Genomic DNA, 20,178 nt, shown 5'->3' on the forward strand with positions numbered 1-20,178 from the left:
AATATTTTTAGTAAGCTATATTGCAAATTTGCAATAAGCGAACATATTATACAACAACTTTGCCGTGTGTATCAACTTTTTTTACAAAAAAACAAAAGATCAACACAATCTTTTGTTTTTAAACATTTGATAATTTCACTACTTTTAACTCATTAGTTTCGGGTTCATAAACATATTTAAAACGTCTTTCTTCAACTTTATATTCTATTTCATCAATGTTTTTGATGAATTTTCTTAACATAAACATAATTAAGTCATAAACCATAATCATTGCTCTAACGTCATTTTCACAATATTTCTTTAAATTAGGTACAATTTGCTTTTCTCAGACATTATCACTAATACTTCCCATATATCTTTGAATTGCTTTTTCCATAGCATCAGTACCTTTTTGCACATCTTCTAATTCTGTATATGGTGTAATTAAATGTTTTAAAGGTAGTTCATCATGAGTTATATATTTTTCAATCTTTTTAATAGAATAAAAGAAATTTAAATACTTAATAGTTGATAAACTTTTATTATAAGTTGCTTTATTAACCTTTTCAAAATCATTAGCTAATTTTGTAGGAATAATATCACCCTTAGTTGTTTCAAAAGCAAAATAATAACTATCACTAGATTCTTCACTAGCTTTTTTTCAATTATTTATATTTTTATAATCAAAACAATCATCTAAATCAACTGTATGAAGCTTAATGTGGTCAATTTTTTGAGTAAATTCATAAATTGATTCATATCTATTATTAAATCATTCTTGAAATCTTTTTACTTCGTTACTTGGGTTTTGTTGATTCATATATTTGATTACACCTTGTTTAACATCTTCATTTCTACTATTTTCATAAGTTTTATTATAAACAACATAATAATCAGCTTTATCAGCATATATTTCATCAATCATTTCACAAATATCCATTAAAGTTAAATTTTTAGTATCTTTAACAATATTTAAACATCTTTCTTCAACACCGTTTTGAGTAACAATAATAGAAACTTGATTAGTTACTTGTCCATAAGGAATTCATCCTTCTAAAATCGGGTACAAATCAGCAAAACCTTCATAGTCATATCAACAAATTCTTGCATCTTTAATATGTAATTGTCTTACTATATTAGCAATATTGACATCAAAATAATTTTGAGCACTATCAAATTCATTTTTTTTATGTAAGAAAGTTGTATTACTTTTTAAATCTGCTGTTTTTAAATAATTACCTGAAAACAATTTATATTCAGGTCCTATTAAATAATTTAATAATATAGAAGTTTTAGTTTTATCTTTTTTAAGGTAGCTAGGAATTGAAATTCCTGATAATGTTTTAATATCACCTTCTTTTTTATCATAGAAATTCTTAGCAACTTTTTCTCTTAAAGAGTTTTCTGTTTCGTAGTTTGTTTGACCTTCAAGTCATAAATCATAATAACGGTATTTATCTTTTGATTCGGTATATAAAAAATATTTATAAGCTTCATAATTTCAAGGTTGTAGTTCAAATTCTAAATATGATTTAGCAATAATTCTACTATAGTAACCAAAATCTCTAATCTCTTCAAAATCCTTGCTCTCATCAAAAGTTTTATATCCATGAATTTCTGGATATTTATTTAAAAATTCATTTACATTTTTTAAATTCACAAAATCATAAGATGCATTTTTTGAAATTGCAACATTATTTCTTTTAATAATTTTTTGATTTTTTATGCAATTATAAAATGATCAACCACGAGTTTTTGAAGCTTCTTTATTAGCTTCATCATATAAAAAATAATATCCAGAAGTATAATAAACACTTTGAGCTTGAGAATAAATTTCTTTAGCTTTATCGCCACTAGGTTGACTAAAACTTCTAGGTCCTGAAAACGCTTCATAAAATGGTATTTTATTAGATTCAAATTGTTTTGTAGCTCTAATAAAAGGATCAACAATGATTACTGAAAAATCATCAACTTTAATATTATTTTCCTTTAAGATTTGATTTAAATAAAAGAATTTATAAAAATAATCTTGATTTGCATAATGTTTGTAAGCTAAATCAATAACTTTGTTATTGATTTTGTCATACATTAAAAATGAACCTTTATATTCAATATCTATTTCATTTGATTCATCTATAAACGAAAATACAGGACTAATAATTAATTTAACTTTTGGATCATTATATAAATCTAGTGTTATTTTTTCTTTTAATTCTTTTGTTTCTTTGATTGAAATATATTTAACTTCTTCAGGTTTAATATTATATTTTTCAACATAAAACTTAATTGCATCATTTTTATAACGATCAAAACTTGTTGCTTTAACCAAAATATATTTATTTGAAGTGTTTTCATTTATTTTTTGATCAAATAAAGCATCTAAATCATGACTAACTTTAAATTCTTCTAATTCAACTAATGAAAAAGAATCTTTTTGAGGTTCGATTGATAAACTTTGCATTAAATCAAAGTCAATTTCTTTTTCTTCTCCATCATTAACATCATCACTGGTATCATTAACTACTTGATCATACTTACTATTTCATTTAAGGTCAAAATATTTATTTTCTATATCAAAAAAAGTTTGTTCAATATCTTTATGAATAAAAAAAGGGTTATAATCAAAAACCCTTTTAAATTTTGATCAATTAATTTCTATTTTTTCTTTATTCATTATTTTCACTCTCAATCATTTTTATTTCTTTATCATTTTCTATTAAATTTGAATCATTTTCTTTTAGAGCAAGATTTTCAATTTTTTTAACAATTTTATTTCCGATATTATATTTCTCAATTTTACTTTGAATTAATCTAATATCTTTTTCTTTTAATAATCTTGCTGTACTTTCAATTGAATCTAATGCTTTTCTAATTGTTTCGGTGTTTTTTGTGATTGTATCTATTTTTTTATTAGCTAAATCAATTTGATTTTTAATTATATTGTTTTTAAACTCTTCAAATTCTTGATAAATTTCATCAACTGATTTTAGTTTAATATCTAAAAATTGTAATTCTGCTTCTTTTTTCTTAATTACATAAAACATATCAATCATCTTATCTACAATATCAATTCTTATAATAAAAATATTTGGATAATTTCTATCATTTTGAATAAAGAAGTTTTCATCAGGTTCTAATTCAGTAACTAATAAAGCATAATCAGCTTTAAATTTAATTCTGTCTTTTTCTAATTTTTCTAAGAAACTAGTATTTTTCTTAGCTCCTTTAGATGAAGCTATTGATTTAGCTTCAATAATTACGCTTGATTTATATACATCATTTTCATTTTGTTTAATTTCAAAATCAACTTTTAAATCAGGCATTGTTCCATCAACTACTTTTGTTGTTTTTTCAACATTAATTGATTCATGAGTTGAATATTTTTCACTCAATATTTCAAAAATCGCTTCTTCAAAATCGTTTCCTATTGTTTTAATATTTGAAGATAATTTTCTAGCTTGATAAGATGTAATTTGCCCTTCAAGGTTTGAAATTTTTTCTCTTTTTTCTAATAATTGTTCTTGTAATGTTTGAATTGCTTGGTCTTTTTGAGATAGATTAAATTCTTTTTCTTGGATTAAAGCTTTGAATTTTGCTCATTCTTCATCTTTAATTCTTTTTTCTTCTTTGAGTTTATAACTTTCTTTTTCGTTATTTAATTTAAGTTGATATTCAAGTTCAATGTTTTTCTTAATTGATTCTTGATTTTGATTGATGTGTTTTAATTCCACTTTAAGCTGATCAATTTCTTTATTTTTATCATTGATTGCTTTTTGAATTTCGTTTTCACTGTTATTTTTTAAAATTTCAAGTTTAGTTAGTAATTGAGTAATCTCATTGTCTTTCTTATTAGTCATTTCTTTAATTTGGTTTTGATTTTCACTTTCTTGAAGTTTAATTCTAGTTAATAAATCAGCAATTTCTTTTTCTTTTTGACTAATTGCTTGATTAACTTCATTTTGGTTATTATTTTTTGATAATTCAAGTTCAGTTTTTAATTCAGCAATTTGGTTATTTAATCCTTGAGTTTCTTTAATTCATTTATTATTAAATTCAGTTATTTTTACAACATATGCTGGTTGTTTTTCAATATTATCTAAGATCTCTTTTTGTGCTTTTAGTTCAATTGCTTGAGTAGTTCTATTCTTATTTTCTTCAATAAATTTTTGAATTATTGCGTTTTCATTCTCGTTAAATTCTTGTAGAGAAAAATAATCTCCTGCTTTAGCATCTTCTAATAATTCAAATTCAAAATTATCAATATTTTTTAATTTAATATTAATTTTTTTAGCCATATTCACCTCTTTTATTTTTATATATTAGTATTATAAATTTATCAACGAATAAAACTTATTTTTAAAAATAATTTTTCATTTATTTTTAAAAATATAAATATATTAATCTTAATTAACTTAAATATATACTATTTAATAATGTTATATAATCATAATTATGTATGACACAATAGCAGCAATTAGTTCAGGTGCTCACATTAATCAAGCTATATCAATAGTTAGACTTTGTGGTCCTGAAGCAGAATCAATTTTTAAAAAAATTTATAAAGGAAAAATTGGTAAAGACCATCAAATTACTTATGGTCATATTTATGATGATGAACAATTAGTTGATGAAGCTTTAATTATGTGATTTACAGGTAAAGAAGTTGATAATAAAGTAATTTATAACAACTATGTTGGAGAACCAATTATTGAAATTAATTGTCATGGTGGAATAGTTGTAACTAATAAAATTCTTGAGCTTTTATTAAAAAATGGAGCTAGATTAGCTGAAAATGGTGAATTTACTCGCAGAGCTTTTTTAAATGGTAAATTAGATTTAGTTAAAGCTGAAGCAATTCATGATTTAATCACTGCTAAAACTTCTGTTCAAGCTCAAGCATCAGTTAATAAATTCAACGGTAAAACTAGTCATCTAGTTGATATTTTTTTAAATAAAATTGCTTTATTAATTGGTATTTGTGAAGTAAATATTGATTATCCAGAATATGAAGATGTAGAAAAAGTTAATGAAACTATGATGCTTAATTCATTAACTGATTTAGTTAATGAATTAAATACTATTATTAAAGTTTCTGAAGATTCTAAATATATTTTTGAAGGAGTTAAAGTTGCTTTATTAGGTAAACCTAATGTTGGTAAAAGTAGTATTTTAAATGCTTTATTATCTGAAGAAAAAGCTATTGTTACAGATATTGCAGGAACTACTAGAGATTTAGTTGAAGCTTCTTATCAAATTAATGGAATGTTATTTAAATTAATTGATACTGCAGGATTAAGAAAAACTAATGAAAAAATTGAAAGTATTGGAATTACTAAATCATTAGAACAAATTCAAAAATCTGATTTAGTAATTCATGTCATTGATCCAACTCAAGAAAATAATGAATACGACAAAATAATTGAGCAAGAAAGTAAAAAATTCAATAAATTTTACTTAAAAGTTCAAAATAAATCTGATTTAGAAGTTAATTCTAATCAAGAAATAATTAATATCTCAGCAATCAATAATGATATTGAACAATTAGAAAAAGCATTAATTAAAATGTTTGCTAATATTGATATTTATGATGAAAGAATCTTTTCAAATACAAGACAATTATCATTAATTAAAAAAGCACAATTAGCTTTAATTGAAGCTAAAAATGCAATTGAATTAGGTAATACTTTTGATGTGATTATTGTTGATTTATATGCTGCTTGAGATAGTTTACAAAATATAAAAGGAAATGTTAATCGTGAAGATTTACTAGATGTTATGTTTAGTAACTTCTGTTTAGGAAAATAATGAGTAAAAAAAGAAATAAATTTGTTGATGCACATAATCATTTAAGTATTGCATATTATAAAAGTCCTCATATCATAGATATGATTGTTGAACAAGCTATTGCTAATAGAATTGAATTTTTTATAGTTAATGGTGGTCATCCAGAAGAGAATTTAGAAGTTATACAACTATCTCAAAAGTATCCTATTATTAAACCTTGTGTTGGAATTCATCCTGAATCTGGTATTGATGGAAATGATTATTTAAAAGTTGAACCATTGATTACTCCTCATATAGTAGGAATAGGTGAAATTGGATTAGATTACTATTACGAAGATGCTCCAACTAGAGAAAATCAAATAGCAAGTTTTAAAAATCAAATTAAATTAGCACATAAATATAATCTTCCTGCAGTAATCCATTTAAGAGATAAAGAAAATGAATTTCAAGCATATCAGGATGCTTATGAAATTCTTAAAGAATTTCCAAATTTAAAATTTATGTTTCATACTTATGCAGGTAATTTAGAATGAGCTAAAAAATTTTTAGAATTTAAAAATTGCTACTTTTCATTTAGTGGTGTTGTTACTTTTGGTAGTGCTAATATTACTAGAGAAGTAATTAAATTTTTACCTTTAGATCGTATTTTAACTGAAACTGATTCACCTTATTTAAGGGTTCATCCTTATACTGGTGATACCAATGAACCTAATACTGTTTTATTTGTTGCTTACTATATTGCTGGATTAAAAGAAGTTGGTATGGAAAAATTTGTTGATCGTGTCAATCGTAATTTAAGGAATTTATTTAATTTATAATGAAAAAGAATAATAAAGAAGTATTTGCAAAAAAGAAATATGGTCAAAACTTTTTAAGTGATAAAAATATCATTAATAAAATAATTAAAGTTTTTGATTATAAAGACCAAAACGTATTAGAGATAGGGCCTGGTAGAGGTGCTTTAACCAAAGAATTAGTTAAAGATGCAAAACAAGTAATCGCTTATGAAATTGATATTGATATGGTTAATGTTTTAAATAATGAAATTCAAACAGATAATTTTCAATTAATTAATCAAGATTTTTTACAATCAGATTTATCTAATTTAGATAAATCTTGAGTTATCGCAAACATTCCTTACTATATAACAACTGATATATTATTTAAGTTATTTGATAATAGAACTAAGTTCAATGGTGCTTTATTAATGGTGCAAAAAGAAGTAGCACAAAGAATTTGTGCTAAACCAAACCAAAAAGATTATTCAAAATTATCGCTTTCAAGTCAATATTTAGCAGATTGTAAATTAGAATTTATTGTACCTGCTAAATGTTTTAATCCTGCACCAAAGGTAGATTCAGCAATTATCAGTTTAGTTTTTAAAAACCAAGAAGAAACAAAAGATTGAGATTTATTAAAAGATTTTTTCAAAATATGTTTTGAAAATAGAAGAAAACAATTAATCAATACATTAAAAAATCATTTTGAAACTCAATCAATTTTAGATTCATACCAAAAAATGAATCTTGATAACAAAATAAGAATTCAACAACTATCATTAGATCAAGTAATTGAATTATTTTGATTATTAAATAACAAAAATACACTTAATTAAGTGTATTTTTTAATTATCTTTTTTTTCCTGAGTTTCCAAGTTTTAACAAAAAACGATAAAAAGAGCATTTTATTGCTCTTTTTTTAACTTTTTCAAAAATTTACATTGTAATTTAAGGTTTTTGAGTTTCTAATATCTTTTTGATAATAGCAAAATCATTTAAATATTGCATATTATCTTTATTTTCTATTAATTTTTCAGTGATAATTTTTGAATTTATCACTTCAACATATTTATTAGCACTTAAAATTGCTTTTATTAATCTTGTGTTAGTAAATCTTTCGTTTTTAACACCTAATACAGGTTCTAAGTTTTTATTTACTAAAGTTAGTAAATATCTCATAAGAACCAATGATATAAAGCATAAAAGAAAATATCCTTCAATGTGTTTGTCACTTCGCACATACACAGGTCTGATTCTTAAAGCGTTTTTTAATGTTCTAAAGTTTTCTTCAACTTGTCATTGTTTTGCATATAAATCAACAACATCTTGAACTGTAAGATCGTGTCTTGATGTTTCGTAAGCGTATAAACCATCAAACTTTTTATCTCTCTCGATTTTTTCATAATCTAACTTGTATGAAGTTGTTTTACCATTTTCAATTTCTTTAAAGAATTTGTATTTTTTACCAGCAAGCAAATCAGCTTGAGCAACAATACCATTTTTAGCTTTTTTATTGAAATTATCAATAAGAATTTGTCTATCTTGTTTATCTTTTTTAGCACGTTTTTCACTATAAGTTATTATTCTACGTCTAGTTCTTCCGTTTGGACGTTTTTTCTGTCATAGCGATTCATAAGTTTCTTCTTTAAATTTAAAATTATCTAAATCAACATATCCTTCAGGATCTTGAGCGAATAATTTAGTTCTTTTAGTAGCGATTTTTAATCTGTAAGAGATTATAAAATCAATATTATTTTGTTCTAGGAATCTAATGTTTTTATTAGTACTCATTCCTCTATCAGCAATTATTGTAACCATTCTAACATTGTAAATTTTCTTGATTTCATTGATAAATGGAATGAAAGTATTTGGATCAGCTGTATTACCTTTAAATAATTTGTAATGGATTGGAATACCATTTTCATCAGTGATTAAACCTACTACAATTTGATCTTCTTTGAATTTTCCATCTTTTGAATATCCAGGGTGTTTAAGACCTAAACTTGTAAAAGTTTCAAAATATACAGTTGATGAATCAAATCACATAACATCAACAGATCTTAGGTTTTTAGAAATTAATGAATTATTGATGTTTTTTAAAATAGTTGTTTTATTATCTGAAAGATAATCTAAAGAGTTGTAAAATGTAGTCTTTTTTGAATCAAATTCAATTTCATAATCAGGAATACTTTCAAAAGTTTTAATAAGACTTTGTTGTTTTAAGATACGTGTTGAAATTATAAATTTCAATATTTTTATTAATTCTTTTGATCTTGTTTCTTTAGTTTTCTCAAAAATATCCAAGTCATTGATTGTGTTAAATAAAACTTGATGACCATAATTAACAACTTTTGATTCAACAACTGAATTTTTAAGAACTTTATTTACTTCTTGCAAAATTTTATCTTTAGGTCATTCAGGATCTCAATTAACACAAGCTTCTTTTAAGAGATTAATTGGGTCTTTTGTAGATTTTTCTAATTTTTCTAAATTACCTAAACCAATACTTCTCTTATAACCTCTAGCATGACCATTTGAGATAGCAACTGTGATGTAGTATGTGTCTTTTCTTTTACTTCTAACAATAATTCACTTTTCTTTTTTCATACTCCTAATTATACCATAATTACAATGTAATTATGTGGAAAAAATAATTTTTTTACTATACGTAGTATAGTAAGTATGGAAAAGTGTTAAAAAATTGGTCAAAACTTGGAAACACAGGAAAAGATGGTCAATATTTAGAGGTTAATTAAGCTTAAACAATAATAAAATCGACAGATATCTGTCGATTTTTGAATCAAGTATTATTGGTCTTTAGCTACTGAATCACGATATTTTAAGCGATAAAAATCAATATATTTATCATTGATTTTTAAAGTGGTTCAAGCATTAGTGGGTTTATTATATATTTTCTTACATAATTCATTAGGTGTATATAATTTTGAGTTATATTTTAGTTTTCCATTTTTATCAAAATGTAAAACTAAATCATCTAATATTACATCATCTTCAATTGAAATAAAATTATTATCAATTAAATCCTTAAATGAAACCTTTAAGGGTTTTTTATCATAAATAGCATATTTTAAATCTTCTTGAGAAAAATCTTCTACAGTTGAATTAATTCTATTTACACTATGTTCTCAATAGTTTTTATCTAACTCAATCCCTAGATATTGTCTAGCTAATTTTTTAGCTGCAACTAAAGTAGTACCTGTTCCACTAAAAGGATCTAGTACAATATCTCCTACTTTAGAAGTAGCGAGTATGATTCTTTCTAATAAAGCTAATGGTTTTTGAGTTGAATGAACTTTGTTTCCGTTTTTGTCTTTTAATCTTTCGTTTCCTGAACAAATAGGAAGTGTTCATACCGATTTCATTTGCTTACCATTATTGATTTGCTTCATTGTTTTATAGTTAAATGTATATTTTGCTTTTTTATTTTTAACTACTCATAATAAGGTTTCTTGAGCATTAACGAATCTAGTTCCAGCAAAATTAGGTGTAGGATTTGATTTAGCTCATACTATTTCATTAATGATTCAAGCGTTTAAATCTTGTAAAATATACCCTAATCGATGTATATTTTGAAATGAACCAATAACTCATAAAGAACCATTTGGTTTTAAAACTCTTAGACATTCAGTTAATCATTGTTTACATTCTTGATCATATTGTTCTAAAGAATCATATTTATCTCAATCATCATCAACACCATTATATTTAGTACCTTCGTATCTAATTAATTCTTTTTCTAATGTCATATTATAAGGAGGATCTGCAAATATTAAATCAACACTATTAGATTCAATATCTTTTAAAATTTGTACATTATCACCTAAGTTAATCTTATTTATATATTTAGATAATGACATATTTATTTCTCCTTATTTTTTATAATGATATTGTAAGTATAATTTTCATTAATTAGCTCTTAGGACAATTTGAAAATTGAGTTTCATTAATTATGTTTTTATTATATATAAAACAATATAACCAAAAAGATTCTTAATTTTATTTAAAAGTTTTGCATTTTAGTTTTATTAATATGATGGTTGAAATAGCATATTTTAATAATTTTGTTATTGAATATTCACAAATTATTAAAAGCAAATATGAAAGTAATTAATTTGAATTTAAATGTTGACAAATTGAGCATTAATACACCCTAATATTCACAAAATAATTATTTTATAATTATTTTGTTAAAATTTTAATATACAAAAATAAGAAAGAGAGACATATAATGATATTAGCAATAGTATTAGGTGTTATAGGAGCAATAGTGTTAATTATAGGAATTATTGCATTGTTTAAATCAATTGTAATAATTCCTGAAACTAGTTTTGCTATTATCCAAAGATTGGGTAAATTCAATAGAATTATTGAACGTGGAATTCATTTAATTATTCCTTTTATTGATAAAGTAGCAGTAAAAGATAACTCTAAAGAAAAAGTATTTGATTTCCCAGCTCAAAGTGTAATTACTAGAGATAATGCTACTATTAAAGTTGATACAGTTGTTTATTTAAAAATAGTTGATCCTAAACTTTATGCTTATGGAGCTGAAAGACCTATAGTAGCTATTGAAATGCTTACAGCTACTACTTTAAGAAACTTATTTGGGGAATTAGAGCTTGATGAATCTTTAACTTCTAGAGAAATTATTAATGCTAAATTAACTAGAATCTTAGATGAAGCTAGTGATAATTGAGGAATCAAAGTTAATAGAGTTGAAATTCAAAATATAACTCCACCTAAAGAAGTTCAAGAAGCAATGATTCGTCAAATGCAAGCTGAAAGAGATAAAAGAGCAAGAATTTTAGAAGCAGAAGGTATTAAACAAAGTTTAGTACTTAAAGCTTTAGGGGAAAAAGAAAGTACTATTTTAAGTGCTGAAGCTAAAAAACGTCAAATTGTGCTTGATGCTGAAGCTAAGAAAGAAAAATTTGTCCTAGAAGCTCAAGGACAAAAACAAGCAATTGATATGATTAATAGTGCTAATTTAAATCCAAATTATTTACAATATAAAGCAATTGAACAAATCAAAGAATTAGCTAATGGAAAAGCTACTAAGATTATTATTCCACCAAACTTAGCAGAAGTTTCTAAAGTAATAGCTACAGGATCAGAGATCTTTGAAAGCACAAAAGACAAATAACAAAAAATCCAATACTATGTATTGGATTTTTCTATTATTTTCTAGTTTTGAACTTAAAGTAATTAATACCTGTGTTATATAAAGTAACAGCAGGGTTTAATGCGTTAAGATCATATAAAACTTTGGTTTTATCAGTGTTTAAGTGAGTGCTTTTTGGATAATTTTGATCTCTATATACATAAACAGCATCGCTACGTGAGTAAGCGTTGATATAACCATAAGTATGATCTGCAATTTGTTGTGGGTATCTAGATTCATCACCAGCAGTAGAATGATCTGGTTTAGTTTTATCATCAGTTTCAGTATTTAATGATGTACCATCTAAACCATAAGTTGGTGTAGTTTTTACTCATTTATCAGTATTTTGAATTAAATACATAGCAAAATTGTCTGGTGTTTCAGATTCTACAGCAGGATTTTCTGCTTTAAGAGATAATCTGTTTCTAATAACTGTAAATCCTTGATATCAGTTATTGTACATATATAGTTGCTTTTTAGTTGAATCATATTCAAAAGCAAATCTAAATAAGTTCAATACTGCTGCAGGCATAGTTTTGGAAACATCATAAGTACCATCATTATTTTTAACAAATACTCTAGAATTAGTTACTCAAGAAGCTTGCTCATTAGTTGTAGTAGCAGGTACTCCTGTAATTGAAGCAGGAGATACTTGAGCAATTACTAATTCATTTGTGGCATCATCAAATCATATTTTAAGTTTTTGCTTATTACTATCAACTGATAGTTGTAAATAAGCACTTAAAATATATGATGTTTGAGGTTGAATTTTGATTAATGTATCAAGAGTTTGCATTTGATCTTCTGTAATAGTATTTCAATCAATAACTATTTCTTTTCGATTGTTTAATACTACGGTTTTAATGATTTCTTTCATTTTTGCAATTGCGTTTTCATTTGAAATATTATCATTTCATCCTGCAAGAGTAGTATTTAATACTGGTTGTTTAGTAGCGTAACCTATATTATTACCATTAAAGAAAATAGTATTTGAATTTACTGGTAATTCTACAGTTGATAAAGTATTAAAACTTAAATTATTAATTTCATATTCAGTTTGAATAGTATTTAAATTAGTAAATGTATTTAAACCATTAGGTGTATATACGTATTTAAGCTTAAATGAAGCAGATTTAGTACCTGTATTTTCATTAGTTGATAAATTAGTTACTCAATCATTATTAGTTTTAACTATATAAACTTTTAAGTTAATAGGGTTAAATACTGAATCATTATCAATTTGAGTAAATGCAAATTGATCAAATAGTTTTAAAAATGCATCTGTGGTGGTTATTTCTAATTGAGTATCATTTGTTGTTGATAATGAATTAATAGTATTTATAAAATCTTCCATAGTGGTTGAAGCTTTAGGAGTAATTAATTGATATCTAGGTTTAGAATTTTGTTCAACATTTAATTGAGCTAAGAAATCATTTTTAGCATCTTCAGTATTAATTCAATTAACAAAAGTATTGAATTTGTTAATTGAATCTACTAGATTATTTTTATTTTGGTCACTAAAAGTAGTATTTAATTGACTATTAATATTACTTGCATCATTTAATACTTGATTATAATCGCTAATTAATTTATCTAATACATTACTATGACTAGCAACTGATTGATTTGCTTTATACAATTCATTAAAAATTTCTTGCAAGCTAGATCTGTTGCTAATAGTTGAAGCAATATTTGATTTAATGTTGTTGATTAAATTAATTAAATTGGTTTTAGCACTATTAACTTTAGCAACAAAGTTTTTAATTACACTAGCTACTTTAGAAGTTTTTACACCATCTAATTCAGTATTTAAGGTATTAATATTATTTTTTAAACCTGCATTATATAAGATACTTAAATTGCTTAAGTTAGTAGCTAATGCAGCATCATTAGTTGTTAAAGCAGTATTAAATGCGTGCATTTCATTTACTATCACTTCTAAATCAGCTTTAACTTTTTGGTTAAATGCTTCAATTTCAGTATCAATGTTTGAAATTTGAGTTGCAATAACTTTTAATACTTGGTTTTGGAATTGTTGATCTGGATCTTGATTATAGTTTTTGTAATCATCTTTATCAAAATCACTAAAGTTATTAAAGCTATTTTTAATTTGAATTAACTTATTATATAAAGTATTTTCATCATCATTTAATCTATTATTAGGATTAGCAAATTCATCAATATAGTTATTTAAATTATTTAAATTATTATTTAAATCTCTAGTTTGAGTTTGATAAAGTGCTTGAATTGCATTTGCATAAACGCTAAATGCTTTAGCGATATTATCATTTAAGTTTTTAATGAAATCTAAATTATTTTTCTCTGTTTCATTAATGTTTAAAGAATTTATAGCTTCTGTGTATTCTTGAGTAATTAAATTAGCATTAGCTGATAAATTATTAGTTACATAAGTATGTAAAGCATTCATTTTAGTAGCAAGAATATTAGCATCAGAGATTTTACTATCAATTAATTGATTAATTTTATCATTTAGAATATTAATTTCATTTTGTTTTAAAACTAAGCTACTATTAATATCTTTATTAATATTAACTGCATTTTGAACTTCGGTTTGTAATTGAGCATAAATAGCTTTAGTATTAGCACTATCTAAATATGATTCATCAGCAATTTTTTGCATTAATAGATAAGTATTAGCTTTATTAATCACTTCTCTAAGCATTTTAGTTTGTTGGAAAATATTTGAAATAGTATTTTCGCTGCTACTATTTTGATCAAAGTATTTATCATAAATAGTTTTAAATACTTGTTCAGGATTTATCGTAGTTGGACCTATAGCATCAATTTCAGCTTTAGCTTGATTATATTTAGTTCTAACTACTTCTTTTTCATCATTAGTTAATTTTTTATCGTTTTTGATTTCTTCACCAAAAACAGAAATTTGGTGATAAATATCTAACTTAGTTAATAAGAAGTTTAAATTATTAATTTCATCTAAAATCACATTATTATTTACTGCTGTTAAATAAATATTATTTACCGCATTTAATTTTATTTGTAAGTTTGATTTTAATTCTGAAACATCTGCACTTATAGGTTGAATGGTATTAATCTTAGCACTAACTGTTTCAACAGTTGTTGCTAAAGAAGTTAAATCATTATAAATATTATTTAAAGTATTAATTTTAGTTTCTTGATCAGCAATTACACTAGCAGAACTTTCATTATCAACAATCATTGAAATAGCATTTAATCTATTAGTTAAGCTATTATACAATGATGGATAAGTATCTTTAATTGGTTGGATATTATCAGTAGTAAATTCTTTGATTTTGTTAAATAATTCAATTCTTTGAGCATTAACTGCTTTAGCATTAGCTAATTGGTTAGTTAATTGTTGAGTTTTATTAATAATATCAGCATTATTTTGATCATTTTTAAATCCAACAGTAGGTACTGCAAGTCACATTTTAGCAATTAAAGCATTAATATCAGTTTCATATCCAATGTATTTAGTATCAGATTTAGCTTGATATCAATCATTAATTTGAGCTTCAACTAATTTTAATTCATTGATTAATAATTGAACTTTGGTGGTTCTAGCTAACAATTGATCTAAAGTAAAATTATTAGCATTAATTGCATCAAGTAAAATATCATTAACTCATTTAGCAAACTCATCACGTTTTTGAGTTCCTAATAAACCATTATTAACAAAGAAATCTATTTGATTAATTTGAGCTACTAAATTATTAATTTCTAATTCTAATGAAGCAGTTTTAGTTAATTGCTCATTTAATTGATCAATACTAATAGCTAATTGTTTTAGTTCTAATGAATTATTACTATCTGAAATATAAGCTTTTTGAGCTTCTAAAATCTTAGCATTAAGCTTATCTTTAAGATCTTGAACTACTGCAGAAGTAGCATTAGTTGTATTGTTTAATGTATCTTTAGCAGCTTTAACGTGTTTAGATAAATCCACAATTAAGTTTTTATTATTATAAATATCATTAATAGTTTCAGAGATTTTTTGAGCTTTAGCTAAAGTATCGGCGTTTTTATTTTGTTCTAAAATATCATCTAAAGCTTTAGTGATAATAGTATTAGCTTCAGGATCTATATCATCTCCTACTAAAGCAGTTTCAAAAATTCTTTTTAATCCTGCTTCATTTTTATTATCAACCTTAAATTCAATTTGAGATCTATTACTATCTTTTAAAGCAATTAATTTACCTTCTGCAGCATAATCGTTTTTTAATTCAGTAAATCTAGTATCTAAATCACTATATTGATTAGTTGATGAAGGAAGAGATTTAGTAATAGCAGCTCTTAGGTTAGCTAATTGTTTTTCAACTTCTGATTCATGAGAATTGGATCTAGAAGCTATATAATCAGCTACCAGTTTTTGTTGAACTAATAATTGTGATTCAGAATCAATTTTATCTTGTAGTGCTTGAAGATCTTTTAGTGAAATATTAGGATTATTAACTTGTTGATTTACAAAATCAACAAATAAAGCTGTAGATTGTTTAATTTGCTCATGTTCAGGAGAAGAACCAAAATCACTAGCATTTAAAATTCTTTGAATTGAAGCTAATTTATTTAAAGTTTTATCTTTTTCTAAAGCTTGTTGAAGTTTTTGTTTATAAGCTAAAAGATCGCTAGAAGTTGTATTATTATCATTTTTAATTGCATCAAATTCAGCTTTAACTTTTAAGTAATTATCAAATTTATCTCTAGGATCATTTGAAATTGCTTTAGTATCAAGCGATACTATAGTGTTTTCAACTTCTTTAATATCAGCATTAAATTGAGCAATTAATGCATCTCTTTGAGCTTTTAATTGCTCAATTTTATTATTTAATTGAGTATTAGCTTGTTCAATTTGAGCTTGAGTTAAATTATTTTGTTGTACATAATTGGCATTTAAATAAACTTTTTGATTTTCCAATAGTTGTTTAATTTGTTGATCAACATCATTAAGATACATTTTTTCTGCTTGTTCAGGGGTTAAAATGTTATTTAACTGATCATAAGTTGAAGCAAAATCATCCATTGCATTAGCTGCATTGATTGCATTTTGCATATTAGCAATTTTATTATCTACAGCATTAGTTGTATCTAAAGGATTTAAATTATTAGCTAGCACACTATTTTCTAAATACTTTTGAATTTCAGGTTGAACATTTTCAAATCCATTAGCATTATCTATAGCTTCTTTTAATAAATTAGCTAAATCATTTTGTTTAGCTACAACATCTGATTTATTATTAATTGAATCAGTGTTAGTAGATTCTAAATTAGCATTAACATTTTGGTTAATTGCTTCTAATTGTTTATTAAATTCTTGTTGAGCAGTAGTGGTTGGATTAACTATAGCATTAGCTTGTAAATTATCATTTAATTTATTTAACTTATCTTTAGCATAAGCTAGAGATAAGTTATCATTATCTTTCTTTAATTGATCTAAAGTATTTTTTAAATCTTTAGAACTTAAAGCATTATTAGCTAATACATCATTTAATCCATAGTTATCTAATTGATTTAATGCTTGATTTAACGCTTGATTTACTACATCAATTTCAGCATTAGTTCTATTAGCAACAAATTGATTTTTAGGACTAGAAGTTAAATCATTTAAATTATTATTTGTAATTTGAACTTGATTTTCAATTTGTTTAACCACATCTATAGCATTAGTTAAATCTTCAATTTGATTAGCTAATTGAGCTTTTTGTTCTTTAGTTAGATTTGGATTTTTAGCAATTTCTTTTAGTTGCTTAAATTTATTTCTAATAGCTTGTTCACCTCTAGAAGGATTAGAATTTTTAGGATAAGCTTGATTAATTGCTTGTTCTAAAGTATCTAAACCACTAGCAGTATTTAAATTAGCTTTTTTAGTATTAATTTGATCAGCTAAACTTTGAAGTAATTTACTTTGATTAGCTATTTGATCATTAGTTAAATCATTTTTGCTAAAAATATCTTTAGCAGTAGCTATTTGATCTTGAGTTTGTTTGATTAATTGATCTAATTCATTTTTTAATCTAGGATTAAATTCTGCAGCATTTTTGTATTCTTCAGAATTTAAAATGCTATTAATGTTATCTTGAAGTTTAGAAGCAATATTATTGTAATCATTAACTGCAGGAGCAATTTGGGTTAAATGTTGTAATTGGTTAGTAATTTCTTTAGCTTTATCTAAAGTTTTAGTATCTAAATCTTTACCACTTTGAATTACTTGTTTAATTTGTTCTGCTTCTATTTTTAAAGCTTTAATTTTATCTAACTGAGTATCTTCTAAATTACTTGGTACATAATTAGGATTACTAAAATCATTAAAGATATTTTCTAAATCAGCTTCAGTTTGATTAATACTATGAGTTAATTTTGAATATTCTTTAATTCCTTTAATCTTATTAGCTAATTGTTTATATTTAATAATTTGATCAGCTAGCGTAAAACTATCAGTGGTACTAAAGTTAGCAATCATTACTAATGAATCTTTATTTAAGTTATTTAAAACTTCTTTAAATAACTCTAATTCATCTTGATTGAAGTTATTGAATCTAGTTAATGACTCATTAACTAGATTAGTTAATTCTTCTTTTTGTATTGATCTAAATTGTTCACGTAGTGAAATAACTTCAACGTTTAATAAATTAGTTAATTCATTATTATTTAAAGCTTGAATATTATTTGCTTTTAAGTAAGTGTTATTTTTACTATCAGCAACTTTTTGTTTTAAGATGTTTAATTTTGATCTAAGATCAGATGATAAAAATGGTTGAAAGATATTATTAGTAAATTCATTAACTAACGAATCAATGAAAGTGTTAATAGAATCAAATTGTTGTTTTAAGCTCAAATATTGATCTATAGTTGTTTCCTTAGATTCTAAATTTGCTAAATTTGATTGAGCAAATTTAGTTAATAATAATGATTCAGGTTGGTTGATTAAATTATTATTTTTAGCATTTTCTACTTTATTAACTAAATCTAAAACTAAGTCTAATTTATTTTTAGCTAAAGATATTAAAGATACAATGTTATCTTTAATATTAATTAAACTAGATTTAGGTTTTAAATTATTATTTGCTGTATTAGATTCAGAATAAGAATCTTTAATTACTTGAATGTAGTTATTATCATTTAAGATTTGATTAAAAACATCAATTGCATGATGTTGTTCAAAATATGTTTTGTTAGCATTAACAAAATCTTGTAATGAAGTTTTAATTTGCTCAATAGTTTTTTGATTATCATCATTGTTTGATGATCGATTAACTACTAAGTCATTTAATTTATTAATTTGATTAACTGTAGTAACTAATTGTAATTGATCATTAACTTTATTATTAAATTGATTAATCTCATTAATTGCATTTAAACTAACTTGTTTATAAAATTGGGTTTTGATATTTGGGTTAATATCTACAAAATAGCTAACACTATTTTGTAGATCTTTTAAGTTTTCTAATGAAATTTGATCATCTTTTAAAGAATTATTTAATAACTTAATAAATTCTGTTTGATCAGCATTATTTTTATTGATTAAAGTATTTAATACAGCACTAGCATTATTTAAATGATTTAAATAAACATTTTTGGTTAATTTATTTAAATTGTTATTTAAATTTGAGATTGAATGATTAATTTCAACTGATAAAGTTGAATCAGTTTGATCATTAAATGAATTGTAATTATTAATTAAAGCTTGAGTTTTAGCATTTAATTGTTCAATATCATTAAATCTAAATGATTTACTTGCTAAAAGATTTAATGCTTGAGCTAAATATTGTCCTTTTTGTTCTTTTAAAGCGACAGTAGGTAAATTATTAACAAAGTAAATACTATCGTTGATTCCGTTATCTTGGTTAAATAATTGATTAATGGTGTCATTTTGTTTATCTAAGTATTTTTTAAGTTGTTCTTGGAAATTATTTAAAAAGGCTTGATTTTGGTTAATGGTATTAGTGTAAAAGAATTGGTTAAAGAATATGTCTAAATCAATATAATCGTCATTAATAAATTGGTTTAATAAATCACTTTCAGTTAAACGTTGTTTTTGTAAATTAAGTAATTTAACTAAATAATCTTTTTGTTCTTGAGTTACACTATTGGTTTTTAATAATCTATTAAAACTATTAACTGTATAACTTAATACTGCATTTTGAAAATTACTTAAGTGATTATTAAAACTTTGAGCATTAAACTCTTGGTTATTTAATTCATTTTTAACAAAGTAATTTAAACCATAAAGAGTTCCAAACTCTTTATCATTCATTTTAATAGGACGATTTGGACTAAAAAGCAATGAAGTAGTTTCTTTATAGTTTTTAACTAAGAAACTATCATTATTAACTTCTTGTTTAGGACTTTTTTTATTAAAGAATAATTCTTTAACTAAAAAAGCTCCACCAATTCCTAATCCTAAAATAGCTACTGTAGCAACAGTAATTTTTAAACTTTTTTTCATGTTTCTCCTTT

General features: G+C 24.0%; 9 protein-coding genes. 4 read left to right on the top strand and 5 right to left on the bottom strand.

All coding sequences use genetic code 4. From position 1 onward, the window contains the following. Positions 1-118: 118 nt before the first annotated feature. Positions 119-2,653, bottom strand: a complete 2,535-nt coding sequence (locus GE118_RS01320) for a UU173 family protein (protein ID WP_158763658.1) — start codon at positions 2,651-2,653, stop codon at positions 119-121. Then, positions 2,646-4,274, bottom strand: a complete 1,629-nt coding sequence (locus GE118_RS01325; RefSeq protein ID WP_158763659.1) for a DUF2130 domain-containing protein — start codon at positions 4,272-4,274, stop codon at positions 2,646-2,648. Before GE118_RS01325 ends, GE118_RS01320 begins: the two co-directional genes overlap by 8 nt. Positions 4,275-4,431: 157 nt before the next feature. Between GE118_RS01325 and mnmE the strand changes: the two genes are divergently transcribed. Genes mnmE through rsmA form a run of 3 tightly spaced genes read left to right on the top strand, consistent with a single transcriptional unit; the run spans position 4,432 to position 7,378 of the window. Further along, positions 4,432-5,784 carry a tRNA uridine-5-carboxymethylaminomethyl(34) synthesis GTPase MnmE gene (gene mnmE, locus GE118_RS01330; RefSeq protein ID WP_158763660.1) on the top strand — a complete coding sequence of 451 codons (1,353 nt, stop codon included), beginning with the start codon at positions 4,432-4,434 and terminating at the stop codon, positions 5,782-5,784. Beyond that, entirely contained in the window at positions 5,784-6,581 is a 798-nt protein-coding gene (locus tag GE118_RS01335; RefSeq protein WP_158763661.1) for a TatD family hydrolase, read from the top strand. Before mnmE ends, GE118_RS01335 begins: the two co-directional genes overlap by 1 nt. Then, a complete protein-coding gene (gene rsmA / locus GE118_RS01340; protein WP_158763662.1) occupies positions 6,581-7,378 on the top strand; it encodes a 16S rRNA (adenine(1518)-N(6)/adenine(1519)-N(6))-dimethyltransferase RsmA in 798 nt (265 codons plus the stop codon). Before GE118_RS01335 ends, rsmA begins: the two co-directional genes overlap by 1 nt. Before the next feature lie 112 nt (positions 7,379-7,490). Here the strand turns inward: rsmA and GE118_RS01345 are convergent, their stop codons facing one another. Then, positions 7,491-9,149 carry an IS1634 family transposase gene (locus tag GE118_RS01345; protein ID WP_158763663.1) on the bottom strand — a complete coding sequence of 553 codons (1,659 nt, stop codon included), beginning with the start codon at positions 9,147-9,149 and terminating at the stop codon, positions 7,491-7,493. A gap of 200 nt (positions 9,150-9,349) precedes the next feature. Then, positions 9,350-10,420 (bottom strand): site-specific DNA-methyltransferase, encoded by a 1,071-nt coding sequence (locus GE118_RS01350; RefSeq protein WP_158763664.1) that lies wholly within the window; start codon positions 10,418-10,420, stop codon positions 9,350-9,352. A gap of 371 nt (positions 10,421-10,791) precedes the next feature. On the opposite strand from GE118_RS01350, the gene GE118_RS01355 reads away from it, so the two are divergent. Beyond that, complete coding sequence (locus GE118_RS01355) at positions 10,792-11,706, top strand: SPFH domain-containing protein (protein ID WP_158763665.1); 915 nt, start codon at positions 10,792-10,794, stop codon at positions 11,704-11,706. A 34-nt stretch (positions 11,707-11,740) separates the two neighbouring features. On the opposite strand, the gene GE118_RS01360 is transcribed toward GE118_RS01355, so the two are convergent. Continuing rightward, positions 11,741-20,167 carry a hypothetical protein gene (locus GE118_RS01360; RefSeq protein ID WP_158763666.1) on the bottom strand — a complete coding sequence of 2,809 codons (8,427 nt, stop codon included), beginning with the start codon at positions 20,165-20,167 and terminating at the stop codon, positions 11,741-11,743. Positions 20,168-20,178 lie beyond the last annotated feature (11 nt).

Origin of the sequence: Mycoplasma sp. NEAQ87857, from assembly GCF_009792315.1 — a bacterium.
Classification (GTDB): Bacteria; Bacillota_I; Bacilli_A; order Mycoplasmatales; family Metamycoplasmataceae; genus Mycoplasmopsis.